At 70.6% G+C, this 24092-nt stretch carries 30 protein-coding genes; 20 read left to right on the top strand and 10 right to left on the bottom strand.

Annotated features, from left to right (window positions below; genetic code table 11):
- Positions 1-23: 23 nt before the first annotated feature.
- The 4 genes from ACF07B_RS36450 to ACF07B_RS36435 all read left to right on the top strand — a co-directional run bounded on the left by ACF07B_RS36450 (position 24) and on the right by ACF07B_RS36435 (position 2808).
- Positions 24-926 carry a universal stress protein gene (locus ACF07B_RS36450; RefSeq protein WP_392182058.1) on the top strand — a complete coding sequence of 301 codons (903 nt, stop codon included), beginning with the start codon at positions 24-26 and terminating at the stop codon, positions 924-926.
- A gap of 73 nt (positions 927-999) precedes the next feature.
- Complete coding sequence (locus tag ACF07B_RS36445; protein ID WP_392182057.1) at positions 1000-1896, top strand: universal stress protein; 897 nt, start codon at positions 1000-1002, stop codon at positions 1894-1896.
- Between the two features lie 81 nt (positions 1897-1977).
- A complete protein-coding gene (locus ACF07B_RS36440; RefSeq protein WP_392182056.1) occupies positions 1978-2184 on the top strand; it encodes a DUF5988 family protein in 207 nt (68 codons plus the stop codon).
- Positions 2185-2406: 222 nt separating this feature from the next.
- Positions 2407-2808, top strand: coding sequence for a VOC family protein (locus tag ACF07B_RS36435; protein ID WP_392182055.1), 402 nt, complete (start codon positions 2407-2409; stop codon positions 2806-2808).
- Here the strand turns inward: ACF07B_RS36435 and ACF07B_RS36430 are convergent.
- The 3 genes from ACF07B_RS36430 to ACF07B_RS36420 form a co-directional block, all read right to left on the bottom strand.
- On the bottom strand, positions 2805-4052 hold the full coding sequence (locus ACF07B_RS36430) for a ricin-type beta-trefoil lectin domain protein (RefSeq protein ID WP_392182054.1): 1248 nt from the start codon (positions 4050-4052) through the stop codon (positions 2805-2807). The genes ACF07B_RS36435 and ACF07B_RS36430 overlap by 4 nt on opposite strands.
- Before the next feature lie 148 nt (positions 4053-4200).
- Positions 4201-4896 (bottom strand): VanZ family protein, encoded by a 696-nt coding sequence (locus ACF07B_RS36425; protein WP_392182053.1) that lies wholly within the window; start codon positions 4894-4896, stop codon positions 4201-4203.
- 289 nt (positions 4897-5185) lie between these two features.
- On the bottom strand, positions 5186-5836 hold the full coding sequence (locus tag ACF07B_RS36420) for a DUF4230 domain-containing protein (RefSeq protein WP_362402815.1): 651 nt from the start codon (positions 5834-5836) through the stop codon (positions 5186-5188).
- A 433-nt stretch (positions 5837-6269) separates the two neighbouring features.
- On the opposite strand from ACF07B_RS36420, the gene ACF07B_RS36415 reads away from it, so the two are divergent.
- The gene (locus tag ACF07B_RS36415) at positions 6270-7223 is read left to right on the top strand and encodes a ribose-phosphate diphosphokinase (protein WP_369481978.1); all 954 of its coding nucleotides are present in this window, start codon (positions 6270-6272) and stop codon (positions 7221-7223) included.
- Between the two features lie 215 nt (positions 7224-7438).
- On the opposite strand, the gene ACF07B_RS36410 is transcribed toward ACF07B_RS36415, so the two are convergent.
- On the bottom strand, positions 7439-7609 hold the full coding sequence (locus ACF07B_RS36410) for a hypothetical protein (RefSeq protein WP_057605601.1): 171 nt from the start codon (positions 7607-7609) through the stop codon (positions 7439-7441).
- A 182-nt stretch (positions 7610-7791) separates the two neighbouring features.
- On the opposite strand from ACF07B_RS36410, the gene ACF07B_RS36405 reads away from it, so the two are divergent.
- From ACF07B_RS36405 to ACF07B_RS36360, 10 genes are all read left to right on the top strand, one after another.
- On the top strand, positions 7792-8112 hold the full coding sequence (locus ACF07B_RS36405; protein WP_392182052.1) for a gas vesicle protein: 321 nt from the start codon (positions 7792-7794) through the stop codon (positions 8110-8112).
- Positions 8113-8152: 40 nt separating this feature from the next.
- Positions 8153-8614, top strand: coding sequence for a gas vesicle structural protein GvpA (locus tag ACF07B_RS36400; protein WP_369481977.1), 462 nt, complete (start codon positions 8153-8155; stop codon positions 8612-8614).
- 3 nt (positions 8615-8617) lie between these two features.
- On the top strand, positions 8618-9367 hold the full coding sequence (locus ACF07B_RS36395; RefSeq protein WP_392182051.1) for a GvpL/GvpF family gas vesicle protein: 750 nt from the start codon (positions 8618-8620) through the stop codon (positions 9365-9367).
- 1 nt (position 9368) lies between these two features.
- Positions 9369-9623 carry a gas vesicle protein GvpG gene (locus tag ACF07B_RS36390; protein WP_362402800.1) on the top strand — a complete coding sequence of 85 codons (255 nt, stop codon included), beginning with the start codon at positions 9369-9371 and terminating at the stop codon, positions 9621-9623.
- Positions 9624-9630: 7 nt separating this feature from the next.
- Positions 9631-10632, top strand: a complete 1002-nt coding sequence (locus ACF07B_RS36385) for a histone protein (RefSeq protein ID WP_392182050.1) — start codon at positions 9631-9633, stop codon at positions 10630-10632.
- A 6-nt stretch (positions 10633-10638) separates the two neighbouring features.
- A complete protein-coding gene (locus tag ACF07B_RS36380; protein WP_392182049.1) occupies positions 10639-11775 on the top strand; it encodes an SRPBCC family protein in 1137 nt (378 codons plus the stop codon).
- On the top strand, positions 11768-12091 hold the full coding sequence (locus ACF07B_RS36375) for a gas vesicle protein (RefSeq protein WP_369481973.1): 324 nt from the start codon (positions 11768-11770) through the stop codon (positions 12089-12091). Before ACF07B_RS36380 ends, ACF07B_RS36375 begins: the two co-directional genes overlap by 8 nt.
- Before the next feature lie 87 nt (positions 12092-12178).
- Entirely contained in the window at positions 12179-12988 is an 810-nt protein-coding gene (locus ACF07B_RS36370; RefSeq protein WP_392182048.1) for a GvpL/GvpF family gas vesicle protein, read from the top strand.
- A gap of 3 nt (positions 12989-12991) precedes the next feature.
- On the top strand, positions 12992-13219 hold the full coding sequence (locus ACF07B_RS36365) for a gas vesicle protein (protein WP_362402786.1): 228 nt from the start codon (positions 12992-12994) through the stop codon (positions 13217-13219).
- On the top strand, positions 13216-13494 hold the full coding sequence (locus ACF07B_RS36360) for a gas vesicle protein K (RefSeq protein WP_392182047.1): 279 nt from the start codon (positions 13216-13218) through the stop codon (positions 13492-13494). The genes ACF07B_RS36365 and ACF07B_RS36360 overlap by 4 nt, the downstream gene beginning before the upstream one ends.
- A gap of 243 nt (positions 13495-13737) precedes the next feature.
- Here the strand turns inward: ACF07B_RS36360 and ACF07B_RS36355 are convergent, their stop codons facing one another.
- A complete protein-coding gene (locus ACF07B_RS36355; RefSeq protein ID WP_384240290.1) occupies positions 13738-14688 on the bottom strand; it encodes an NADP-dependent oxidoreductase in 951 nt (316 codons plus the stop codon).
- 137 nt (positions 14689-14825) lie between these two features.
- Between ACF07B_RS36355 and ACF07B_RS36350 the strand changes: the two genes are divergently transcribed.
- Positions 14826-15773 carry a helix-turn-helix domain-containing protein gene (locus tag ACF07B_RS36350; RefSeq protein ID WP_362402875.1) on the top strand — a complete coding sequence of 316 codons (948 nt, stop codon included), beginning with the start codon at positions 14826-14828 and terminating at the stop codon, positions 15771-15773.
- A 155-nt stretch (positions 15774-15928) separates the two neighbouring features.
- Entirely contained in the window at positions 15929-16774 is an 846-nt protein-coding gene (locus ACF07B_RS36345) for a hypothetical protein (RefSeq protein ID WP_392182046.1), read from the top strand.
- Positions 16775-16807: 33 nt separating this feature from the next.
- On the opposite strand, the gene ACF07B_RS36340 is transcribed toward ACF07B_RS36345, so the two are convergent.
- The 4 genes from ACF07B_RS36340 to ACF07B_RS36325 form a co-directional block, all read right to left on the bottom strand.
- A complete protein-coding gene (locus tag ACF07B_RS36340; RefSeq protein WP_384240286.1) occupies positions 16808-17362 on the bottom strand; it encodes a TetR/AcrR family transcriptional regulator in 555 nt (184 codons plus the stop codon).
- Entirely contained in the window at positions 17359-17721 is a 363-nt protein-coding gene (locus ACF07B_RS36335) for a DUF1304 domain-containing protein (protein WP_369486522.1), read from the bottom strand. The genes ACF07B_RS36340 and ACF07B_RS36335 overlap by 4 nt, the downstream gene beginning before the upstream one ends.
- Positions 17722-17808: 87 nt before the next feature.
- Entirely contained in the window at positions 17809-19440 is a 1632-nt protein-coding gene (locus ACF07B_RS36330; RefSeq protein ID WP_392182045.1) for an amidohydrolase, read from the bottom strand.
- A gap of 45 nt (positions 19441-19485) precedes the next feature.
- The gene (locus ACF07B_RS36325) at positions 19486-20979 is read right to left on the bottom strand and encodes an APC family permease (RefSeq protein ID WP_392182044.1); all 1494 of its coding nucleotides are present in this window, start codon (positions 20977-20979) and stop codon (positions 19486-19488) included.
- 130 nt (positions 20980-21109) lie between these two features.
- Between ACF07B_RS36325 and ACF07B_RS36320 the strand changes: the two genes are divergently transcribed.
- Together ACF07B_RS36320 and ACF07B_RS36315 are read left to right on the top strand one after the other, a co-directional pair.
- Entirely contained in the window at positions 21110-21874 is a 765-nt protein-coding gene (locus ACF07B_RS36320; RefSeq protein ID WP_392182043.1) for a TetR/AcrR family transcriptional regulator, read from the top strand.
- 90 nt (positions 21875-21964) lie between these two features.
- Positions 21965-22426 (top strand): pyridoxamine 5'-phosphate oxidase family protein, encoded by a 462-nt coding sequence (locus tag ACF07B_RS36315; protein WP_392182042.1) that lies wholly within the window; start codon positions 21965-21967, stop codon positions 22424-22426.
- Positions 22427-22507: 81 nt separating this feature from the next.
- On the opposite strand, the gene ACF07B_RS36310 is transcribed toward ACF07B_RS36315, so the two are convergent.
- Entirely contained in the window at positions 22508-22813 is a 306-nt protein-coding gene (locus tag ACF07B_RS36310; RefSeq protein WP_392182041.1) for a DUF4235 domain-containing protein, read from the bottom strand.
- A 149-nt stretch (positions 22814-22962) separates the two neighbouring features.
- On the opposite strand from ACF07B_RS36310, the gene ACF07B_RS36305 reads away from it, so the two are divergent.
- Entirely contained in the window at positions 22963-24021 is a 1059-nt protein-coding gene (locus ACF07B_RS36305; protein WP_392182040.1) for a cation diffusion facilitator family transporter, read from the top strand.
- The last annotated feature ends 71 nt before the right edge of the window (positions 24022-24092 follow it).

Raw genomic sequence — 24092 nt, 5'->3', positions numbered from 1 at the left:
GACCGAGTTCTGGAGGTGCCGACATGCTTTCGCCCGTGGTCGTAGGAGTCGACGGATCCGCCGAGAGTCTGGCCGCCGCCGTATGGGCGGCCCGCGAGGCCGAGCGGCGGGACCGACCGCTGCACCTGGTGCACGCCCGGGACTGGCACCCCCGCCGGCAGGAAGGCGAGATCGCCGGTGCCGCCCAGCGGCATCTGGCCCGGAGTTCGCTGCGTCGGGCGCAGGAACGCGTCCGCGCCGAGTGCCCCGACGTCCGCCTGACCGACGAGCAGACGGAAGGCCCCGCCACCGCCGCTCTGCTGAAGGCGGCGGACGAGGCCGACCTGATGGTCCTGGGTTCACGGGGACTGAGCGGATTCACCGGGTTCCTCGTGGGTTCCGTGGCACTCGGCGTGGTCGCGAAGGCGACGCGCCCCGTCGTCCTCGTCCGGGCGGACGAGCAGGCGGCCGACGAACACCTGCCGGCACGCGACGGAAGCCCCTCGACGGATACCGGCCACCGGGACGTCGTGCTGGCCGCGGACCTCGATGATGCCTGTGACGAGGTCATCGAGTTCGCCTTCGAGGCCGCCCGGCTCCGGCACGCGCGCCTTCGGGCTGTGCACGCCTGGCACGCCGCCGGCCCGGTCGGCATGGGATCCGGTGACATCGCCCTGGTCGAGGAGTCCTGGCAGGGCGAGGAGTGGCTGGGTTTCCTCAAGGCCGTGCTCCAGGTGTGGCACGACAAGTACCCCGACGTCGAGGTCCTGGAGACGGTGGTGGACGACAAGCCTTCGACGGCGCTCGTGAGGGCCGCGACCGGAGCGAGTCTTCTCGTCGTCGGCCACCGCCTCGCCGAACGCCCGCTCGGCCCCCGCACCGGACCCGTCACCCATGCCGCGATCCACCACGTCGGCTGTCCCGTCGCCGTCGTACCCCATTTCTAGAGGAGCACCCGAGAGCGCGGGCCCGTTCTCCACGGGCTCGCGACAGCGCCGACGGACGAAGGAGGCGACGGTCATGACAAGGCCAGTCGTAGCCGGCCTGGACGATTCGAGGGAGAGCCTCGCCGCAGCCGACTGGGCGGCCAGGGAAGCCCTGCGCCGCGGACTGCCGCTTCGTCTTGTACACGCCTGGGAGGGCTTGCCCGACGGCGGCACCACCGCGGACCTGCCCGAGATCCGGGCACCGCAGTACCACGCGCGGCGGATGCTGCGCGGGGCCGTCGGTGTCCTGCACGAGCGCTATCCGGGGCTGTACATCGCCGCCGAGCAGCTGCGCAGCCGGCCAGGTCCCGCGCTCCTCGCCGAGGCGGAGAACGCTGAGCTGCTGGTCATCGGAAGCCAGGGGACGAGCGGCGTCGGGGGGTTCCTCTCGGGGTCGGTCGCCATGGCCACCGTCGCCCACGCCGACCGGCCGGTGGTCCTCGTACGGGCGGGCGAGACGGCGGCGGACGAACACCTCCCCGACGCTTCTGGAAAAGCGTCGGCCGACACCCCTTACCGGGACGTGGCCGTCGCCGTCGACGCAGGCGCGCCCTGCGACGCCGTCCTCGACCACGCGTTCCGCGCGGCCGAACTCCGTGCGGCGCCGCTGCGCGCCGCGTACGCCTGGCACGTGCCGCTCACCAGAGGCGTCCCGGGTGTCGAGGAGCGTGCGCGGATCCGTGAGGCGGCGGAGCGCGCGCTCGCGGAACTGCTCGAACCCTGGCGCGCGAAGTACCCCGGCGTGGTCGTCCACGCGAACCTCCACGAGGGCCGTGCCGCTCACGTCCTCGTACGCGCGGCAGGCGGGGCCGGACTCCTGGTGGTGGGCCGTCGTCGGCGGCGTACCGCTGTCGGCGCCCACACCGGTCCCGTGGCGCACGCCTTGCTCCACCACATGCCCCAGCCGGTCGTGCTGGTCCCGCACGACTGACAGCCGCGCCACGCGAACGGCCGGAGCGCGCCTCGGCGCGTCGTGGGGGGTGCGGTGAAGCAGGGCAGAGAAGATCTGGTCATGACCGACGCGACGAAAGCAGTTCTTGAGGGTGGCCCTGACGATCTTCCTGAGCGGATCGTTTCGGTTCCGGTGCCCGACCTCGACATCAAAGTGGCGTTCCGTGGTGGGTACGAGCACTTCCGGGCCACGGCGCGTCAGCAGGAGACCGAGCAGGGCTCGTTGCCCGTCTACGAGTGGTGGGAGCGCACGGAGCTCCCGGGGTAGCCGGCCGCACGGAGCATGTGACCGGACGGGCGGTTGTCAGGCGTCGAAGTGCCCTGATCGAAGTCGGCAGGCGTCTGCTCCACGGTGCCGCACACCGTGTCGCCGACCCCCGGAGCAGACCACGGTCACGCCGAGGAAGTGAGGCGTGTCGGGTCAGCCCCGCGGGGCCCGCTCGTCCTGTCCCGAAGCCCGGACTGTTCGATCTTGTGGCAAGATCGCGGGATGCTACGACTCACCGACTTCATCATCGATTGCCCGGACACGATGAAGCTGGCGGCCTTCTACTCCGAGGTGATGGGGCTCCCGGTCAAGAAGGGCAGTAACGAGAACTGGGCGGGTATCCAGTTCGGCGAGATCGAACTGGCCTTCATCCAGGTGGAGGACTACCGGGCCCCGCAGTGGCCCGACAGTGAGCACCCCAAGCAGTTCCACCTGGACTTCGAAGTCGACGACATCGAGGCCGAACAGCGCCGCGTCCTGGCCCTCGGCGCGACCCTTCAGCGGGACTGCGCCGGCCCCGACGGCTACGGCTTCCGCGTCTACGCCGACCCCATCGGCCACCCCTTCTGCCTCTGCCGCAACAAGGGTGTCGTCTGGACCGATCAGGGCCTCGTCTGGCCCTAGCCGACCGTCCACTTCTGGTTGGCGCCGCCCGTGCAGGTCCAGATCTGCAATCGGGTGCTGTTGGCCGAGTTGTTGCCCGTGACATCCAGGCATTTGTTCGCCTGCGGGTTCACGATGTCGTGGGCCGCGGTGACCGTCCACTTCTGGTTGGCGCCGCCGCCGCAGTCCCAGAGCTGGACCGTCGAGCCGTCCGCCGTACCGTTGCCGGTGACGTCCAGGCACTTGCCGAGCGCGCGGATCGTGCCGTCCGGGGACACGGTCCACTGCTGGGCGGCCGTCCCGTTGCAGTCGTAGAGCTGTACGGGTGTTCCGTTGGCCGAGTTGGCGGCGGCCACGTCCACGCACTTGCCCGCGAGGCCCTTGATCGGACCGCTGGTGCCGCCCGAGCTGTCGCTCGTGGTCACCTTCACCTCGTCGACGACGAGTTGCTGCGGGAAGGAGGTGGAGCCGTCCGGGTCTCCGGGCCAGTATCCGCCGACCGCGAGGTTCAGGATCAGGAAGAACGGCTTGTTGAACACCCAGGTGTTGCCGCCCAGGTCGGCGGGTGTGCGCCGCTGGTATACGGTCCCGTCCACCGACCAGGTGATCGAGTTCGGTGCCCAGTCGACCGCGAAGGTGTGGAAGGCGTCCGCGAAGGCCTGGCCGTTCGGGAGGGAATAGCCGGCGCCGATGCCCGCGGATCCGGAGTACCCGGGGCCGTGGATCGTGCCGTGCACGGTGGACGGCTCGAAGCCGACGTTCTCCATGACGTCGATCTCACCGGAGTTCGGCCAGCCGACCTGCCCGATGTCGCTGCCGAGCATCCAGAACGCCGGCCACATGCCCTGCCCGCGCGGGATCTTCATCCGGGCCTCGACATGACCGTAGGCCGTGGTGAACTTCCCGGAGGTATTCATCCGGGCCGAGGTGTACTGGCATGTGCCGTACCAGCACTGGTAGTTGGCCGGGTTCTCCTTGCGGGCGGTGATCACCAGATGACCCTGGCCGTCCAGCGCGGCGTTCTTGTTGCCCGACGTGTAGAACTGCCGCTCATGGTTGTTGACGTTGTCGCCGGTCTCCAGTTGCCACTTGGAGGAGTCGACGGCCGAACCGGCCGGACCGTCGAACGTGTCCTGGAACGTGACCGCCGCGGTGGCCGCCGCCGGGCCCGCGTGTGCGGGGGCGACGACGGCCGAGGCGGAGGCGACGAGCGCGGCGGACAGCGCGGCGAAGAGGCATCTGCGCAGCAGGCGTGGGGAGTTCATGGCTCTCGTTTCCGTACGGTCACCCAGGGGGAGGGTGCGCCGACTGAGGTGGGGGGTCCATGCTTCGCCTCTTGATTTAAGGAGTGAGGTAACGGGGTGTCAATACTGTGGTCCGTACCAATAGTTGGAGTGAGGCTGAGGTGACGCCTCAGGCGCGAAGGCGCTTCCTCGGGTGCACCGCCCGGCCGAGCCTTCGGCCCAGAAGGAGGTAACCCACCAGCGCCCCGGTTGTGTTGAGGATGACGTCGTCGATGTCGAAGGAGCGTCCGGTGATGAGGGCTCCCTGAACGAGCTCGACCAGGAGCATGACCACCGCGGTGAGGGCGAGGACGCGCAGGATCCCGCGGACCCTCGGGAACACCACCGGAAGCAGCACTCCGAAGGGCACCCCGAGCAGGAGGTTCCCGCCGATCTGCTTGACGGCGTCTCGCAGCTCCGGCTGGTCGAGATAGGCCCGCAGGGAGCGCCCGGGGTGAAGATTGTCGTGGATCAGCGCCGTGGACGCCGGTGAGGGCTCCAGCGTGAGTCTGGCCAGCACGACGGCGAACGCCACCATGGCCGCGAACGCGACCAGCATGGCCAGGAGCCGGAAGGGCAGCGCCAGAGTCCGGGTCTCCGGCGCGGGCGCGGGCGTCGGCCTCTTTCGGCCGAGGAGCGACCACGACCTCTCCGGCTTCCCCCGCTCGGCCTTCGAGGCTTTGTCGCCCCGCTCGGCCCTGGACGCCGACCTGCCCCGTTCGGCCTTCGGCGCCGGCTTTCCCCGGTCCGATCCCGACTTCGGCACCGGTTTCCGCCGGCCGGCCACGGCCTTGGCGGCACGAGCGCGCAACGCGGTACGGACCATGAGACCCTCCCCTTTTCAACTGCCCTCTGGTGGAGCCCGCTTACCCCCGGAAGCGCCGACAATGCCCGGGATCTCGAAGCAGGGGAGGACTTTGCGACAAGAGAGGGCCTGCGGTACCGGCCCGGGACCCGTATCGGTCACAGGTGACGCGCATCGGTCTCGGGCCCGCGCCGGCCCGGGGTCCGCATCGGCCCGGGACCCGTATCGGTCACGGGCTCCTTCGTGGCGCACGTCGGTGCCGGGTGCGGCTGTGTGCTCGCCGCCCCGGCGCCGACGGGTCCGTCCGGACTCAGGTCCCGTAGGTGACCGTCACGTCCGTGAAGCCGAGAGAGCGCAGCAGCCCCTCCAGCATGCTGGTGGTGTTCTCCTCGGCCCGTGCGGTGAGGCGGCTGTCCTTCGCGGCCTTGCCGATGTGCTGGGCCGCGAGCCGCTGGACGGCGCGCTCGTCGTTCGGGTTGTCCGAGAAGACGTCCCCGAGCCGGTCGAGGAGACCGCGCTGTTTCGAGACGGCGTAGGAGTGGTCGGGGTCGAGGGCGGGTTTGCCCAGTGCGGCGTGCGGCAGACGGAGTGTGGCCGACGTGCGGTCGTCGTTGACCGTCACGTCCTTGCCGTCGATGCGCCCGAGATCGACATAGGCGTCGACGGTGCCGGCCCCCACGTACAGCGTGCGGGTGCCTCGGACCGCGTCGGGCAGGTACTTCGCGTCCTTCTCCAGGTCCACGACCACCTGGAAGTTGCCCGATGCCGCGTCGTAACGGCTCATGTCCTGGATGGACTTGAGCAGTGTGGGGCCCGAATTGTCGTGGGTCTCCGTGCCGAACACATCGCGCAGTCCCGGCAGAACGGCCAGCCGCAGCCCGGCGAAGAGCACCACGAGCACCAGCACGAAGGCGGAGACCACCTTCGCCCAACCGGGCATGCGTTTGATGGACGTCGTCATGTCGACGGTCCTCCTTTCAACGGTCCGGGTACCCCCCAAGCCCCGTCGCAGGCCGCCGGGTTGGCGTGCGGATCCCGCCGCCGGGAGCCAAGGGGGAGAGGGGGGAGGTGCAGTCGGGGCGCCCGGCCCAGGTCGCCTGCCCGACGTGCCGGGGTGCCGGGGTGCGACGTGCCAGGGTGCACGCCGTCCGGGGCGTGGCGACCAGGCACGGCCCGCCGCGGGTACGCCCGGGACCTGCCCGGCACCCCGCGGTCCCGCTCGCAACCGGCCCGCCGCCGGTGCGCCCGGGATTGGCCCGTCGCCCCGCGGCCCCGTCCGCAACCGGAAATCCCCGGTCGTAGGCCCGAAAGGTGCCCAGTAGCATGAGGTACGCACTCCGGGCCGATCTTGGCGCCCGGCGACGCAACCCGGTTCGATCATGCGAGGAGCGGTCGTGCGTGACATCGCCGTGTTCAGCGGTAGTGCCCATCCGGAGCTCGCCGACGAGCTCTGCGCACACCTCGGTGTGCCCCTCAGTCCGACCCGCGTCAGCCGGTTCGCCAACGACTGTCTGGAGGTCCAGCTCCAGGCCAACTGCCGCGAGCGTGATGTCTTCCTGGTGCAGCCCCTCGTCACTCCGGTGCAGGAGCACCTGGTCGAACTGCTGATGATGTGCGACGCCGCGCGCGGTGCCTCCGCCGGGCGGATCACCGTGGTCATGCCCCACTATTCGTACGCACGTTCGGACAAGAAGGACATGCCCCGGATCTCCCTGGGTGGCCGGCTCGTGGCGGATCTGATGGTGGCGGCCGGTGCGAGCCGGGTCCTCGCCATGACCCTGCACTCTCCGCAGGTGCACGGCTTCTTCTCGGTGCCGGTCGACCATCTGCACGCCCTGCGTGAGCTGGCGGCGCACTTCCGGGCCAACGACCTGTCGCGTACGACGGTGGTCTCGCCCGATCTCGGCAACGCGAAGGAGGCCGCCGCGTTCGCCCGGCTGATAGGCGCCCAGGTGGCCGCCGGTGCCAAGCAGCGGTTCGCCGACGACCGGGTGAGCATCAGCTCCGTCATCGGTGAGATCGCCGAGCGCGATGTCATCGTGCTGGACGACGAGATAGCCAAGGGCAGTACGGTCCTCGAACTCCTCGACAGGCTGCGTGAGTTGGGCCCGCGATCGATCCGCGTCGCCTGCACCCACGGGCTGTTCGCGGCGGGCGCGCTCAAACGGCTCAGCGAGCAGCCCGACGTGCTGGAGATCGTCTGCACGAACACGGTGCCGATACCGGACGAGGAGTACACGGAGAAGCTGACGGTCCTGTCCATCGCCCCGGCGCTCGCCGAGGCGGTACGGCGCATTCACAACGGTGAGTCCGTCAGCGCTCTGTTCGACGCGCCGCGGGACCAATAGACACCGCGGATTCACGCAAGCGTCAGCCGCATTCGGTGGCGTTCGGTGACGATTTCCCGGAGCGCCGGGTTCCCCGAATCCCGGATGTCACACATTCGTAGCGAGGGAATACCCGGTACCTATTCGCCGGCCCGCGTTCCCGCGACGAAACGCGGGTGGGCCCCGACGCCTTGACGTCGGGGCCCACCCGGAGTGGTGAGTTGTGCCGCGCATGCCTACCAGCGGTACCAGCGGCCCCGCTTGCCGCCGCTTGCGGCGGGCCGGATCACGAAGCCGAGCACCCAAACGATCAGCACGATGACGGCGATCCACCACAGGGCCTTGAGTGCGAAACCGGCACCGAAGAGGATCAGGGCGAGCAGGAGAACGAGAAGAATAGGAACCATAGTTATCAACCTCCGAGCCATCGTGTGCCCTGACCGACGATCTCCATTCTCCGGAGCTTAGGTATTTTTTACGGAACGCAGAGTGACGGCGGTTCTGTGGTCGCGTTCCGAGTTTGAGGGGCGGGGCACTCGACTGGCCCACTCAAGGTGCGGCGAAGCCGATACGGGCCAGACTTGAACACATGGCAGAAGAGCGTCGGCCGCGTCCCAGGAAGTCCTCGACGACCACCGCTCGACGCACACGGTCCGTGCGTGGAGCGGAACATGCTGCACGGGCTGCCTGCCAGGCCCTGGAGGGTCTGATCGGCCATCCCACGGAGGGTGTGTCGGCGGTGGGGCGTGAGGAAGACGGCTGGTGTGTCGTCGTGGACGTCCTTGAACTGCCGCGGATTCCGGACACGACGAGCCTTCTCGCTTCGTACGAGGTGCGGATCGACCAGGACGGCGAACTCATGGGGTATCGCAGGGTCCGCCGTTATCGGCGGGGGTCCGCCGATGAGTGACATGTGACTCAGGTTTGCCCGACGACCGGAAGGATCCCCCATGCCCGCGACCACCTATTCCGATGAGGTAGTGGCGTGCCCACCGCGCGCCGGCACGTTGTACGACGTGCTCGAACTCATCCTTGACCGGGGCATGGTGATCGACGTGTTCGTCCGGGTGTCGCTGGTCGGCATCGAGATCCTCAAGATAGACGCGCGCATCGTGGTGGCGAGTGTCGACACCTACCTGCGCTTCGCGGAAGCGTGCAACCGGCTGGACCTGGAGCGTGACTCCGGCAGCACCACCGTTCCCGAGCTGATCGGCGGCGGTGCCGCCAAGTCCATCGGCAAACGCAAGGTTCGCAAGGCCGCGGAAACCGTGGGGGACACCGTTCGCAAGGCGGTCGGGGGCGGTCATGACGACGACGACTCCGAGGACGAGGAAGAGCAGCAGGAACGGCCGAGGAAGCGGCGTGCTCCGGCCCGGAGCGGTAGCAGCCGACGACGATCCGTGGAGGCGTGAGCCGTGACCGGCGAAGGTGTGTACGTCTACGCGATCATCCGGGCGGGAGAGCCGCTGCCGGTGGACGCGACGGGTGTGGGTGACCCGGCTGCCGAACTGCGGGTGATTCGGCAGGGGCGGCTCGCCGCTGTCGTCAGTGAGGCTCCGTCCAAGCTCCGCGCCCGACGACGCGATCTGCTCGCTCACCAGGATCTGCTGCTGCGCCTGTCGGAACAGGGGTCGGCCCTGCCGATGAGGTTCGGTGTGGTCGCACCCGACGAGGACGCGGTGCGCGGTCAGTTGAAGGCCCGCGAACCGGAGCACCTGGCCGCCCTGGAACACCTCGCCGACGGGGTCGAGGTCAACGTCAAGGCACTCCCGGCCAAGGACGCGCTGGCCAGTCTCCTGACGCAGGACACGAACGTCCGCCGGCTGCGGGACGAAGTACGGCGACGGCCCGGATACGAAGCCAGTCTGCGGCTGGGCGAGGCCGTCTCGGCCGCTCTGGAAGGCAGGGCCGCCGAGGCCGGGCGGCGGATTCTGCGCGAACTGACGCCCAGGGCCCGTGCGGTGGCCTCGGGTCCCGAAGTCCAGGGATGTGTGCTCAACGCGTCGTTCCTCGTGGGTCGCGGCGACAGTGACGCGTTCCGAAGCGTGGCGGAGCGTTTCGGCCACACGCATCGCGACCTGGTGGATCTGCGGCTCACGGGGCCGCTGCCCTGTTACAGCTTCGTCTCCGCCGAAGGCACTCCCGCCCGAACCGCTGGAGTCTGAGATGGGGCTGATCACCGGACTGCTCACCCTCCCCATCGCGCCGGTCCGCGGCGTGGTCTGGGTGGCGGAGAAGCTCAACGACGCAGCCGAGCGGGAGTTGCACGACCCTGCTGTGCTCCGTGCCCAACTGGCCCTGCTGAACCAGGAGCTTGAGGACGGGGACATCAGCCTGGAGGAGTTCGAACGAGAAGAGGAACGGCTGCTGGACCGGCTGCACGCCGCGCAGACCTGTTCCACGTCGAGCGATCGAAGGTGACGAGATCATGGATGACAAGGACAAGGTGGCTCTCGCGGCCGCGGTAGTGGGCGGCTATGTGCTGGGCCGTACCAAGAAGGGCCGGATGGCCTTGTCCATTGCGACCTATATCGCGGGGCGTCGCTTCGGACTGGAACCTCGCCAGCTTGCCGCTGAAGGGATGCGCAGGCTGGGGGAGATCCCACAGGTCGCCGAGTTGCAGGAGCAGTTGCGAGGAGAAGTGCTGGAGGCGGGCCGCAAGGCGATGACCGCCGCTGCCGACCGGGGCATGAGCACGCTCGCGGGCAGCCTCAGCGAACGTACGGCCCGACTTCTGGAGAAGCCGGACGAAGAGGAGGAGTACGAGGAGGACTACGCGCCGGAGGACGCGGAGCCCGAGGACGAGGAGGAGCCCGAGGACGAGGAGGAGCCCGAGGACGAGGAGGAGCCCGAGGGCGAGTACGAAGAGGACCAGCCTGAGGAAGAGGAGGAAGAGGAAGAGCCGGAGGCCGAGTACGAGGACGAGGAAGAGGAGGAGGAAGAAGAGGAGGAACCGGAGGAGGAAGCGGAAGAAGAGCCGGAAGAAGAGCCCGAGGAAGAGCAGGAAGAGGAAGAGCCGGAGGCCAAGCCGCGGAGGCGCCGCGCTTCACGACCGGACCGCTCCCGCAAGGAACCCGCACCCGCCGCGCGTAAGAAGGCCGCCCCCGAAGGCGGACAGAAGCCCCCGGCGGCGAAGAAGACCGCGCCGGCAAAGAAGGCCACGCCCAGCAAGACGGCGAAGAAGACGGCGGCGAAGAAGAGCGCTCCGGCCAAGAAGACCGCGGCGAAGAAGACGGCGGCGAAGAAGAGCGCTCCGGCCAAGAAGACGGCGGCGAAGAAGAGCGCTCCGGCCAAGAAGACCGCTCCGGCCAAGAAGACCGCGGCGAAGAAGTCCGCAGCGAAGAAGAGCGCTCCGGCCAAGAAGTCCGCTGCCTCGAAGACGACGTCATCGAAGCGAGCAGCGTCCAAGCGCGCCGGTCGTGGGAGGTAGGCGGCCATGGCCGAGAAGGAAACGGACGAGTCGGCAGAGGGTACGTCGGGCATGGACAAGCTCCGTGAGGAGCTGTCCAAGTTCGTGTCCGCGCAGGTGGAGAATCTTGCGGAGAAGGCCGGCGACAAGCTGACGGACGTCGCAGGGCAGCTCAGCGACTCGGCCGAGAGCGGCTCGCTTCCCGCCATCGGGTCCCGCATCCTCCAGGGCGACTCACCGCTGAAGGCCTTCGTCTCTGAGAAGGCCAAGGGTGTCAAGGACAACGTCGTGGAGAAGGCCAAGAGCGCTTTCGGGGGCGGCAAAGGGAAGCGGAAGGCCAGCGGCGGCAAGGTCATGAACATCATCGAGGTTCTCGATGTGGGAGTGCCGCTCCGGGACACCTATGACTACTGGACTCAGTACGACAAGTTCAGCAGCTTCGCCAAGGGCGTTCGCGACGTTTCCAAGGACGATGAGGGCGGGAGCGACTGGAAGGTCAAAGTCGGCCCTTCGTCGCGCAGCTTCAAAGCGACCGTCCAGGAACAGATTCCTGACGACCGCATCGTGTGGACCTCCGAAGGAGCCAAGGGCACCACCCGAGGCGCGGTCAGCTTCCATGAGCTGGCGCCCACCCTGACGCGCATCGTCCTGGTCGTGGAGTACTACCCGTCGGGCTTCTTCGAGAAGACGGGCAACCTCTGGCGGGCGCAAGGGCGCCGTATGCGACTGGACTTCAAGAACTTCCAGCGGTACGTGACCCTCACCAACGAGGAACCAGAGGGCTGGCGCGGCGAAATCCGTGACGGAGAGGTCGTCGTGTCCCACGATGACGCCGTCGAACAGGAAGAGGCCGAGCAGGAGGAGCCGGAGGGCGAGGAGTCCGAGGGCGAGGAGCCGGACAGCGAGGCCGAGGAGGGCGCCGACTCCGCAGGCGACGGCGAGGGGGCGGAGGACGCGTACGAGGACGAGGACGAGGACGACGTCTACGAAGACGAGGCCGACGACGGGGCCGAGGACGGATACGAGGACGAGGACGAGGACGAGGATGAGGAGGGAGTGGAGGACGAAGAGGGGGCGGAGGACGAGGACGAGCCGGAGGACGAGGTAGAGGAAGAGGAGGAGGCTCCCAAGAAGAGGAGAGGACAGAGGCGACGCCGTGAGTGACGTAGACGTCCGGCAGGGCTCGTACCCCGTGTCCGGCCCTCAGACCACCAACCTCGCCGACATCCTCGAACGCGTTCTGGACAAGGGCATCGTGATCGCCGGGGACATCAAGATCGATCTTCTCGACATCGAACTGCTCACCATTCGGCTCCGCTTGTTCGTGGCGTCCGTGGACACCGCGAAGAAGGCCGGAATCGACTGGTGGGAGAACGATCCCGCGCTCAGTTCGCGAGCTTCACGCGATGCCTTGCGGGACGAGAACCGTGAACTGCGCGAACGACTGAAAGAACTCGAATCCGAGACGTCGGAGAAGTAGCTCGAATCCGGGACCGCGGAGACACAGCCTGAGAGAAGGTCTGCGGCAACGCCCCGAGTCGGCGAGGAACAAGGAGAACCGAGGCACATGACGGAGCGCGGGCCTGAGCTTTCGGGCGACACCATCTACGTGTTCGCCGTCTGCCGGAAACCGGACCCTTCGGTCGTGGCCGGGCTGCCGGGTGTCACCGACGAGGCGCCCGTGCGTGCACTGCCGCTCGGAGCACTGACGGCCATCGTCCAGTCCGTCCGGGCAAGCGACTTCACGGACGAGGTCTGGCAGGCGCGTCTGTCCGATCAGCGGGAACTCGAACGCTACGCGCGCGCCCACCACGACGTCGTCGCCGCCGTCGCGGCCCGCTGCCCGACGGTTCCCCTGCCGATGGCCACGCTGTACCACGGTGAGGACAGGGCGCGGGAGGCACTCGCCAAAGAGGCGGATCGGTTCGATGCCGCGCTCAAGCGCATCGCACGCCATGCCGAATGGGGTGTGAAGGTCTACGCGCCGCCCTGCCCACGCGATGACACGGTGCGGACGGCGCCCCGGAGTGTGACGCCGACGGAGCGGTCGCGTCCGGCACCCGGGGCCGGTCTCGCCTACCTGAACCGAAAACGAGGCGCCCAGGAGCGCCGCGAGCGGAGCCAGGACGAGGCGCTGAGGACCGCGGAAGAGGTGGACACCGAAGTGCGGGGTCTCGCCACCGCCTCCCGTACGCTGCGACCGCACGTCCAGCCCTCCGGGGACCACCGGGTCCAGGTCCTCAACGCGACCTACCTGGTGGCCGAACACCGCGCCGACGAACTGGCCCTGCTGACACAGACGCTGCGGGAACGCACCGGTGCGGAGATCGAGCTGTCCGGACCATGGGTGCCCTACTCATTCGTCGGTGAGGTGTAGACCGTGACGCACGACGTGGTGCCCTGGGACACCCCCGGCCCCCTGAGCGGCCCGATCGGCGTTCCGCTCGTGGATCTGCTGGACCGTGTCCTGGCGACCGGCGTGGTGATCAGCGGGGATCTGGTCATCGCCATCGCCGACGTCCCCCTGGTGCGGCTGTCCCTCCATGCCCTGCTGTCGTCCGTCAACGAGCGTGTCCCGGCTCCCTGGGCGGACGGCGGCCCCCTGTGACCGGCTCCCGGCTCGACCTGGACTCCGATCAGATGGGGCGCGACCTGGTCGCCCTGGTACTCACCGTGGTCGAACTCCTCAGACAGCTGATGGAGCGGCAGGCGATTCGCCGTGTCGAGCAGGGAGACCTCAGCGATGAGCAGGTCGACGAGATCGGGACCACGCTCATGCTGCTCGACCAGCGGATGACGGAACTCTGTGAGCAGCACGGAGTGCGCCCGGAGGATCTCAATCTCGACCTCGGCCCGCTCGGATCCCTCCTGCCCAGGAGCTGAAGCCGTCGATCCGACCGGTCGCCCGGACGGCCTCTGGCGGGAGGAGAACGCGACGCACCGCAGGTCGATCACGACCTGCGGTGCGGGTCCGAGGCCGCCCCGTCCAGGAGCGGGGAGATCTCCGTGTGCGCGGCGAGTCGGCCTGCCGCGCTCGGCCGCCTGGCTGCCGTCCGCGGCCCGACCGCTCGCCGGCGCGGTCGCGTGACCGTCAGCCGACCGCTCGCCCGCGCGGTCGCGTGGCCGTCAGTCGACCACCAGGACCAGCTTCCCCGTGGTCCGGCCCGTGTCGCCCAGGGCGTGTGCCTTGGCGGCGTCGGCGAGCGGGAAGGTCTCGGCGACCGTGGCGCGCAGCGCGCCCTTCTCGACGAGATCCGCGACCGCCCTCATGCCCGTCTGGTCGGCGTCGACGAGCATCCGCACCGCCCGGACCCCGAGCCGTTCGGCCTCCTCGTAGAACGCGTCGGACCCGACCGGCAGGATGGAGACGACGACGCCTCCGGGGCGCAGGACGCGCAGCGAGCGCAGCCCCGTCTCGCCGCCGATGGTGTCCAGGACGACATCGACGTCGCGCACGGTCTCGGAGAAGTCGACGCTGGTGTAGTCGACCGGCTCGTCGACGCCGATGGACCGCAGGAAATCGTGCTTGCCCGCGCTCGCGGTGCCGATCACGTGCGCGCCGAGGGACTTCGCGATCTGGACGGCCACATGGCCGACCCCGCCGGCCGCCGCGTGGATCAGCACCCGCTGCCCGGGCCGCACGCCGGCCCGCTCGGTCAGTGCCTGCCACGCGGTCAGGGAGACCAGCGGGAGGGCCGCGGCCTGCGTGTGGTCGATCACCGACGGCTTACGGGTGAAGGCGCGGGCCGGGCCGGTCACGTACTCGGCGTGCGAGCCGTGGCCGAAGGGGTAGGGCAGCATGCCGAAGACCTCGTCCCCGGGCTGGAAGAGGGCGACGCCGATCCCGGTCGCCTCGACCACGCCGGAGACGTCCCAGCCGAGGACGAAGGGGGGCTCGCCGAGGAAGCCTCCGTTCGCGCGGTGCTTCCAGTCGGTCGGGTTGAGTCCCGCGGCCCGTACCCGGACCAGGATCTCGTTCGGTCGCGGCGAGGGCCGCTCCAGGGTCACTTCCTCAAGAACCTCGGGGCCGCCGAGGACGGTCTGGCTGATGGCTCGCATGGTGTTCACAGTGCTCATGGTGAACCAGCCTGCCCGGGTGTGCCGCGACAGAAAATGGCACGATTGCCAATCTTCGATAAGATCGTGCCATGCGTACGACGGTGCAGAAGGCGGAGCGGTCAGAGCGGGCGGGGTGCGGGGAGCGAGGGGAGCCGGTGGAGCGCGTGGAGCGTGTCGTGGTCCTGGCGCTCGACGGGGTCTACCCCTTCGAGCTGGGGATGCCCAGCCGTATCCTCGGCGCGGCGGAGGGCCGCTACGAGGTGGTGACCTGCACCGTCGACGGAGGTCCGGTCCGTACGGACGCCGACTTCTCCATCACCGTCGAGCACGGTCCCGAGGTCCTGCGGACGGCGGACACGGTGGTGATCGCCGCCGTCACCCCCGCCGCCCTCCCCGTCGGCCGTTCCGACGAGGTCGCCGCCGCACTGGCGTGCATCCGTCCGGGCACGCGCATCGTCTCCATCTGCACGGGCGCGTTCGTGCTGGCCGCCGCCGGTCTGCTGGACGGGCGGCCGGCGACCACGCACTGGCATGTGGCCGACGAGTTCCGGCGCCTGTTCCCGCGGGTCGACCTGGACCCGGACGTCCTCTTCGTGGACGACGGCGACATCCTCACCTCGGCCGGAGCGGCGTCCGGCATCGACATCTGCCTGCACATCGTCCGCCGCGACCACGGCAGCGAACTGGCCAACAGGGTGGCCCGCCGCTGTGTGGTCCCACCGCTGCGCGAGGGCGGCCAGGCCCAGTTCATCGAACAGCCCGTCCCGGAGCCCTCGACGGCGAGCACCGCCGCCACCCGTGACTGGGCACTCGCGCGCCTCGGCGACCCGCTGACCCTGACCGACCTCGCCGCCCACGCCGGAATGAGCCTGCGCACCTTCGCCCGCCGCTTCAACGACGAGGTGGGTCTCAGTCCCGGCCGCTGGCTCATCCAGCAGCGCCTCTCCCGGGCCCGCCATCTGCTGGAGGCCAGCGATCTCCCGGTGGACCGGATCGCGGGCGAGGTCGGCTTCGCGACGGGGGCCTCGCTGCGCCAGCATCTCCAGGCGACGATCGGGGTCTCGCCCCAGACCTACCGCCGGACCTTCCAGACCGCGCGCTGACCCCCGCGCGAGGCCATGTGCCGTCGCTCGCGCGACGGTCCGCGCGAGGCCGTGTACGTCCCCCGGACGACCGCCCGCGCCGGGCCGCGCCGCCGGCGAACGAACGTCCGGACCCGTGCGTCGTAGGAGCACGGACGACGGGCGGAGGAACAGTGGTGAGGACGCGCAGCGGGATCGTGGCCGCGGTGGTGCTGGTGGGGCTCGCGGCGGCGGGGTGCGGCGGGGACGGGCACGACCCGCTGGTGGTGACCGGTAAGGTCCCCGCCACCCCGTACACCGGACCGCTGGACCTTCCGTACACGGCGGAGGACGACGGGGACGCGCAGCAGAGTTCGGGCGCGGCGGGCCGGGCGCTGGAGTGCGAGGGCGCGATCCGGGCGGGCGACGCGGGCGACGCGTGGAGCAAGGGCGACGGCGGCTCGACCCCCGAGGAGGGCCTGGAGGCGTACTTCGACATCTACCAGCCCGAACTGCCCGAGCGGGGCTACCGGGTGGAGCGTACCGAAGGGGACCGCGTCCTGTTCTCGTACGACGTCGCGGGCCGCACCAAGGTCGCCGTCGTCGTCGCCAAGGACCAGCCGCGGCGCCCGGGTTGGGGCCCGGAGACCAGCGCGTCCTGCGATCCTTCCGAGTTCCCGGCGAGCTGGACGAAGGCGCGGGGGTACGAGATCTGGACGGACCGGGACGGCCACCGGGTGCCGACCACCGAGGTGTCCAGCACGGCGGGCGCCGAGCACTGCGACTGGCAGAGCGCGCACTTCCTCGACCTGGGCCGGTACGGCCGTCAGTACGCGCGCGATCCGCACGGGGTCCTCCCGGCCGAGGCCCTCACCGCCGCCTACGACCCGGACGTCCGCATGCCCGCCGACGCGCGTGACACCGGTTACCGCTACGGCGACCGGAGGCTCTGGCTGACGCCGGACAGGGCCACGGCGTACGTCAGGACCTCGGACGGGGTGGAGGCGTGGCCGGCGACGACGTCGCGCTTCGGCTGCCGGTGAGCCGCCGGGCGGGCCGCCGCCCGGTCCGGCGCCTCATCTGCTCGTGTGCAGCGTGACGAGGAGTTGCCAGACCTCGTCCGCGACGGAGTCAGGGGTGCCCTCCAGCAGGCCGTGCAGCCAGTCCGCGAGGACGCCCGCGAAGGTGGCGGCCACCGCGGAGGCGACCAGGGGGGCGTCCGGCGCGCCGGCGAGGGTGCGCTCGGCCAGGCTGCGGGCCCGCAGGTCGCGGTGGAGCACGAGGCCCAGCGGGCCGCCGCCGCCCGGACTCAGCAGCGCGCGGTAGAGACCGGCGTGCGGGGCGAGTCCGGTGAAGAAGGCCCGCAGCGCGGGGGGCGCGGACACCGGGTCGGGCCGGCCGCGCCAGGCGTGCAGCGCTTCCACGGCCTCCCGTACGACATCGGCGCACGCGTCGACCGCGAGGGCCTCCAGATCGGCGTAGTGCACGTAGAAGGTGGCCCGGCCGACCCCGGCCCGCCGCACCAGCGCGGCGACGCCGGTCTCCTCCAGCGGGTGTTCGGCGCACTCCGCCAGCAGGGCCTGCCGCAGCTTCGCGCGGGTCCGGGCGGCGCGCGGGTCGTCGGGTGTCATCCGGCGAGCAGGACGGCGGCCAGGGCCAGCGCCCCCGGCAGCGCCTGGGCGAAGAGGATGCGGCGGTTCGCGGTGACCGATCCGTACACACCCGCGACCACGACGCAGCACAGGAAGAAGACCTGCGCGTCATGGCCGGTCGGGTCCGCCGCGATCAGCCCCCACACCAGACCCGCGGCCAGGAATCCGTTGTACAGGCCCTGGTTCGCGGCGAGCGGCGCGGTCGCCCGTGCCATCGGCGCGTCGAACCCGTGGAGCCCCCGCCCCGGCCTCTTCTCCCACAGGAACATCTCCAGCACCAGGATGTACGCGTGCAGCGCGGCCACCAGGCCCACCAGCACGCTCGCGGCCGTTTCCATCGTCGGCGGGCTCCGATCCGTCTCGCATTTCTTGGACAGGTGTCCACTATAGCGGGACACCTGTCCAAGAAGTAGTCCGTCAACGGCTCAGGCGTCCGGCCCGGAGTACACGCGCTCCCCTCCGACGTAGGTGAGCGCGACTCCGGTCTCCTGGATCGCCTCCGGCGGTCCCGCGAACGGGTCCCGGTCCAGGACGACGAGATCCGCGAGGGCGCCCGCCCGTACGCTCCCGGTGTCGTCGAGGTGGTTCACGTACGCCGTTCCCGCGGTGTACGCCGTCAACGCGGCGGTCAGATCGACGCGTTCGCCCGGCAGGAACACCGGCCCCGGCTCGTCCGGGCTCACCCGGTTGACCGCGACATGGATGCCCTGGAGCGGATCGGGGCTGCTGACCGGCCAGTCGCTGCCCGCCGCCAGCCGCGCGCCGGAGCGCAGCAGCGACCCGAACGGGTACTGCCAGGAGGCCCGTTCGGGCCCGAGGAAGGGGATCGTCAGCTCGTCCATCTGCGGTTCGTGGGCGGCCCACAGCGGCTGGATGTTCGCCGTCGCGCCGAGCGCCGCGAAGCGCGGAACGTCGTCGGGGTGCACTACCTGGAGGTGCGCCAGGTGCGGACGGGTGTCGCTCGGCCCGTTCGCCTCGCGCGCCGCCGCCACGGCGTCCAGGGCATGGCGTACGGCGCCGTCGCCGAGCGCGTGGAAGTGGCACTGGAACCCGAGCGCGTCCAACTCGGTGACGTAGGCGGGCAGATGGGCGGGGTCGATGAAGCTCTTGCCCCGATTCGCGGTGGCGCAGCCGCACTTGTCGAGGTAGGGGTCGAGCAGCGCGGCGGTGCCGTTCTCGGCGACCCCGTCCAGCATCAGCTTGACGCTGGTGGCCCGGAACCTGCCGTGCCGCAACGCGGCCCGGCGCTCCACGAGTTCGGGGATCTGCTCGGCGCCGCGCTCCCGGTCCCACCACAGGGCGCCGACCACCCGCGCGGTCAGCGAACCGTCGCGGGCCGCCGTCATGTACGCCTCCGACGGGTCCTCCATGCCGAGGAAGGTGCCGACGATCGCGTCCTGCCAGGCGGTGATGCCCAGGGAGTGCAGACGGCGCTGGGCGTGCAGCAGCGCGGAGAGCCGGTCCGCCGAGGTGGCCGGAGGGGTGAGCCGGCCGACGGATTGCATGGCCCCTTCCTGGAGCATGCCGGTGGGCTCACCCGACGCGTCCCGCTCGAAGCGTCCGTCGGCGGGGTCGGGTGTGTCCCGGGTGATTCCCGCGAGTGCGAGGGCGCGGCTGTTGACCCAGGCGCCGTGATGGTCCCGGTTCGGCAGATACACCGGCCGGTCGGGTACGACCGCGTCCAGGAGCTCCTTCGTGGGCGTACCCCCCGCGAAGGCCTCCATGGACCAGCCGCCCCCCGTGATCCACTCCCGTTCGGGGTGGGCCTCGGCGTAGGCGCGGACGGTGGCCACGGTGTCCTGGGCCGTCCTCGTGCCGGTGAGATCGCACTGGGCGAGTTCCAGGCCCGCCGGGACCGGGTGGACGTGCGCGTCCTGGAACCCGGGCAGCAGCAGCCGCCCGGCCAGGTCGACGACCTCGGTGTCCGGGCCGGCCAGGTCATGGACCTCGGCGTTCCCGACGGCGGTGATCCGTTCGCCGGTGACGGCCACCGCGGTCGCGGTGCGGCCCTCGGGAGTGAACACCGGGCCGCCGGTGAAGAGCAGGTCAGCGTGCATCGTTCCGTTTCCTTGTTCCGTTTCCTTCTTCGGGTCGCCGGAAGCTCAGTCGGTGGTGGCCAGGAGCAGGGGCGCGTCGGCGTCGGTTCCCCGCCCGGTGGTGAAGTACGCGGACTTGCGGACCCACTTGGCCCAGCCCCCGGCCACGAAGCCCGAGACGATCATCAGGGTCGGGGTGAGCAGCAGGAACCAGCCGTTGTCCGCGCTGACCTCGAAATGGTCGGCCGAGTCGTAGAAGGACCAGGCGAGATAGCCGCCGAGGCCGAGCAGCGCCACGGCGCTCAGCGCGGGCAGGACGACCGCGCGTATCCCGTCCCAGAGGTTCTCGCGCAGCAGCCCGCGGAACCGGGCGGCCGCCGCGAGGGCGATGAGCGCGTACGACAGCGCCACGACGATCCCGACGGCGTTGACCGTCGCCATGATCATGTCGGCCAGGCGGGGAATCACCAGCGAGAGCGTCGCCACCGCCACGGCCATCGCGCCGATGAGCAGCGTGCCGGTCGCCGGAGTCCCGTACCGGGCGCTGACCCTGGACCACACGGGCCCGAGCGTACGGTCCCGGCTCATCGCGAACATCCCGCGCGCCGTGGGGATCACCCCGGCCTGCAACGAGGCGACCGCGGAGAACATCAGCGCCACCAGGGGCAGCGCGGCCAGCGGCTGGTCGGCGAGCCGGTTCCCGAGGAAGGCCAGCCCCTCGGCACCGTGCCCGGCCAGTTCGTCCTCGGACAGCACCCGCTGGAAGGCCACCGAGCCGAGCAGGAACAGCCCCAGCATCGTCACCAGCGTGATGGTCCCGGCCCGCGAGGCGTCGCGCGGATCGCGCACCTCCTCGTTCACGGTGAACGCCGCCTCGAAGCCCCAGTAACAGAACACCGACAGCAGCAGGCCCTGCGCCAGCGCCGTCGCCGACGGGATCTGGAACGGGTCGAACCAGCTCAGGCTGAAGGGGTGCGGACCGCTCACGATGCCGTATCCGCAAAAGCCCAGCAGGACGACGTACTCGAAGACCAGCAGCCCGGCCTGGAGCCGCGCCGCCGTTCTGACACCGGTCACCGCGGTGAGCGTGACCGCGACCAGGACCAGCACGCCCACGGCCGTCGTCTGGGCGGTCGAACCCGGATCCAGCACCAGACCCCCCACCGTGTGCAGGCCCGCCTGGCCGGCGAGCTGGATCATCGCCGAACCGGTCACCGCCGTGGTGTACGCGAGGAACGCCACCGTGGCCACGATGCTCACCCAGCCGACCAGGAAACCCAGCCAGGGACTGAGCGAACGGCCCACCCACACATAGCCGTTGCCCGCGTTCGGCTCGACCCGGTTCAGCCGGGAGAAGGCGCCCGCGATCCCGAGGATCGGGACGAAGGCCAACAGCATGATCGCGGGCAGATGCAGCCCGACCACGCCCGCCGTCACGCCGAGGCCGATCCCGATGCTGGTGGTGGCCGCCGTGCTGGAGGCGGCGATGGCGACCCCGTCCAGCAGGCCGAGGGTCTTGCGCAAGGACGGGGGATCCACACCGTAAGGCTTCTGCGTCATGGCCTGCTCCGATCGCACCCGGGGCCTGATTGCGGCCCGATGACCGCAAATGAAACTGCCCGGGGCCTTAACAGGTCAACGGCGTTGTCATAAGGTGCCGGCATCAAAGGCCCGCACCGGAGGGAGACCCATGACGTCCACGAACGACCGCGTCGTCCCGCCCGCCGCCCGGCGGCGCAGACGCCCCACCAAGACCGGCGTCGTCCTCTCCGAGGAGCTGATCGTCGAAACCGCCCTGCGGCTGCTCAAGGAGCACGGCGCCGACGCGCTCACCGTCCGCCGCCTCGGCCTCGCCCTCGGCGCCGACCCCAGCGCCCTGTACCGGTACTTCCGCGACACCGACGACCTGCTGCTCGCCATCGCCGACGAGCTCATCGGCCGCACGCTGCGCGCCTGGCACCCCACGGGGGAGTGGCGGGCCGACCTCAGGGAACTCGGCCTGCGCGTGCACGCCGGGTCCCTCGCCCATCCGCAGGCCGCCGTGCTCAGCTCCTACCGGGTGACCGGCCGCGCCCACGAGATCCAGGCGGTGGAGACGATCCTCGGGGTGCTCCGCGGCGCCGGATTCCCCGACCCCGAGGCCGTACGGATCTACCACGCCTTCGTCGACCAGGCCCTCGCGTTCGCGGCCCTGGACGCCGCGAGCCTCGCCCTTCCCCCGGCCACCCGCGAGGCCGAGGCCGCCGTATGGCGGGCGACGTACGCCCGGCTGCCCGCCGACAGCCACCCGAACATCGCGGCGACGGCCCGCCATCTCGTGCACGACATGCGGCGCAGTGCCTATCCGACGGCGCTCGACCTGCTGCTCGCCGCCGCCGCGGCCCGGCTCGCGGAGATCACCGCGGGCGGGTCCGCGCCAGGACCCGCGCCGAACCGGCCCGGCCCGTCACACTGAGGCCCGCTCCACCGTCATCCGTGCGGAGGTACCTGCCCGCCCCGGGCGGGTGCGCCGCCCGTACGCCGTCGACCAGGAGGCCGTCCGCAGATGAACCCGCCCGTCCGCACCCGCAAGCAGCGCACACAGGACACGCTCGACCGGCTGGAGACCGACGTCGACGTCTGGGTGTCCACCGCCGACAGTGCCGGGGGAGCGCCGTATCTGGTGCCGCTGTCCTACCTCTGGGACGGGACGACCGTCCTGCTGGCCACCCCCGCCGCCAGTCCCACGGGCCGCAACCTGCGGGCGACCGGTACGGTCCGGCTCGGCCTCGGTCCGACACGCGACGTGGTGATGATCGAAGGCACCGTCCGGACCCTGGAGGCCGGCGAGCTGCCGGAGGGGACCGGCGACGCGTTCGCGGCCCGCACCGGCTTCGACCCGCGCGGACTCGGCACCCACTACCTGTACTTCAGCGTCACCCCGGTACGGGTGCAGGCCTGGCGCGAGGCCGACGAACTCTCCGGCCGCGACCTCATGCGGGACGGCGCCTGGCTGGTGGCCGACTGACAGCCCGAGGCGGGCGGGCGGGACGGCCCCCCGCCGTCCCGTCCCGCCCGCCCCGGGCCCGCCCTGTGACGCGTCCGTGCCTCAGTCGCGGCCGCTCCCGTCGCGGGAGGGCCACACGCCCGTGGACCGTTCGATGGCCTTGGCGCCCGAGCGGTCCACCGCGCTGCGGACGACGGCGAAGATCGCGCCCTGAAGGGCGGCGGCGAGCAGGACCTCACCCCAGCCGCGGTCCCGGTCCAGGGCGTCGGGAGCGTCCTCCTCGTGACGTATCGCCATCCAGGTCTTCTGGAAGGCGAGTCCCGCCAGGGAACCTCCTGCCCAGCTCAGCACGAAGCCGACCGGCTTGTACGCCAGGGACAGTTTGCGCTTCTTCTGTTTCTTCGACACCGAGGCTCCTTCTCCGCTTCCGAGGCCGCGGACCCGTGCCGGCCTCCTCCCACCGGGTACGGGTGCCCCATGTGCCGCCCTCCTACCCGTCGGTCCGATTCTTCCGGCCGCCCCCGTGTGAGGCGGAACCCCGAGGGAAACCGGCCGGTGTGAGTGGTGAAGAGACGACGAAACCGGCGGAGGGCGCGGATCGCGCCCCGGCGACGCGGCAGCGACAGAAGGAGGAGGGCTCGGACAGCAGAACCAGGATCACCGTTTTCGTGGCGCTGGGCGCCAACCTGGTGATCGCCGTGGCCAAGGCGGTGGGCGGTCTGGTCTCGGGATCGCCCGCGCTCCTCTCGGAGGCCGCGCACTCCGTGGCGGACAGCCTGAACGAGGTGTTTTTGCTGGCGGCGCTGCGCCGCAGCAAGCGGCCCGCCGACCGGAAGCATCCGTTCGGCTACGGCAAGGAGCGGTTCTTCTGGTCACTGCTCGCGGCCGTCGGCATCTTCGTCATGGGCGGCTGTTTCTCCTTCTTCCAGGGCTTCGAGGCGCTCCGCAACGGCGCGGAGGAGTCCTTCAGGGGCTATATGACGGGGATCGCGGTGCTCGTCGTGGCCCTGCTCGCGGAAGGGGCCTCGTTGCTGCGGGCGCTCGTCCAGACGCGCGGTGCGTCGGGCGACGGCCTGCGCGACCCGGCCCTGCGGACGGTCGTCGCCGAGGACGGCACCGCGGTCCTGGGGGTGAGCTTCGCGATCATCGGCATGGTGCTCCACATGATCACGGGCCAGGTCGTGTGGGAGGCCTCCGCCTCCTTCGCCATCGGCCTGCTGCTCGTGTGCATCGCCTTCTGGCTCGGCAGCGACGCCCGGGAGCAGCTCATCGGACGGGCGGTCGACGAGGAGCAGAGCGGCCGGATCCGTGAACTGCTCAAGGCACAGCCCGAGATCGACAGCGTCGAGGCGCTGCTGACCATGGAACTCGGCCTCGACTCGACCCTGGTGGCCGCCAGGATCGACCTGGTCCCCGGGCTCGACAGCGAGGAGGTCGAGGAGGTCGCCGTCCGGATCAAGAGCTCGGTCGCCCACGCCTTCCCCGAGGCCGACCAGATCTTCCTCGACGTGACCGACGCCGGAGCGGCGCGAGCGGCCGAGCACCGCGGCGAGGGCGGGGCGAGTGAGGGGGTCCCCGCGCGAGACGCGCCGGCGGGAAGCCCCGCCGCCACGTGAGACCCCCAGGAAGGGAAGCCCCGCCACGACGAGAAGCCCCGCCGCGACGGGGGAGCGCGGCGGGGCCTGAC

The organism is Streptomyces sp. NPDC015532, from assembly GCF_043078065.1.
Taxonomy (GTDB): domain Bacteria; phylum Actinomycetota; class Actinomycetes; order Streptomycetales; family Streptomycetaceae; genus Streptomyces.
This window is presented reverse-complemented; position numbering and strand designations above follow the sequence as displayed.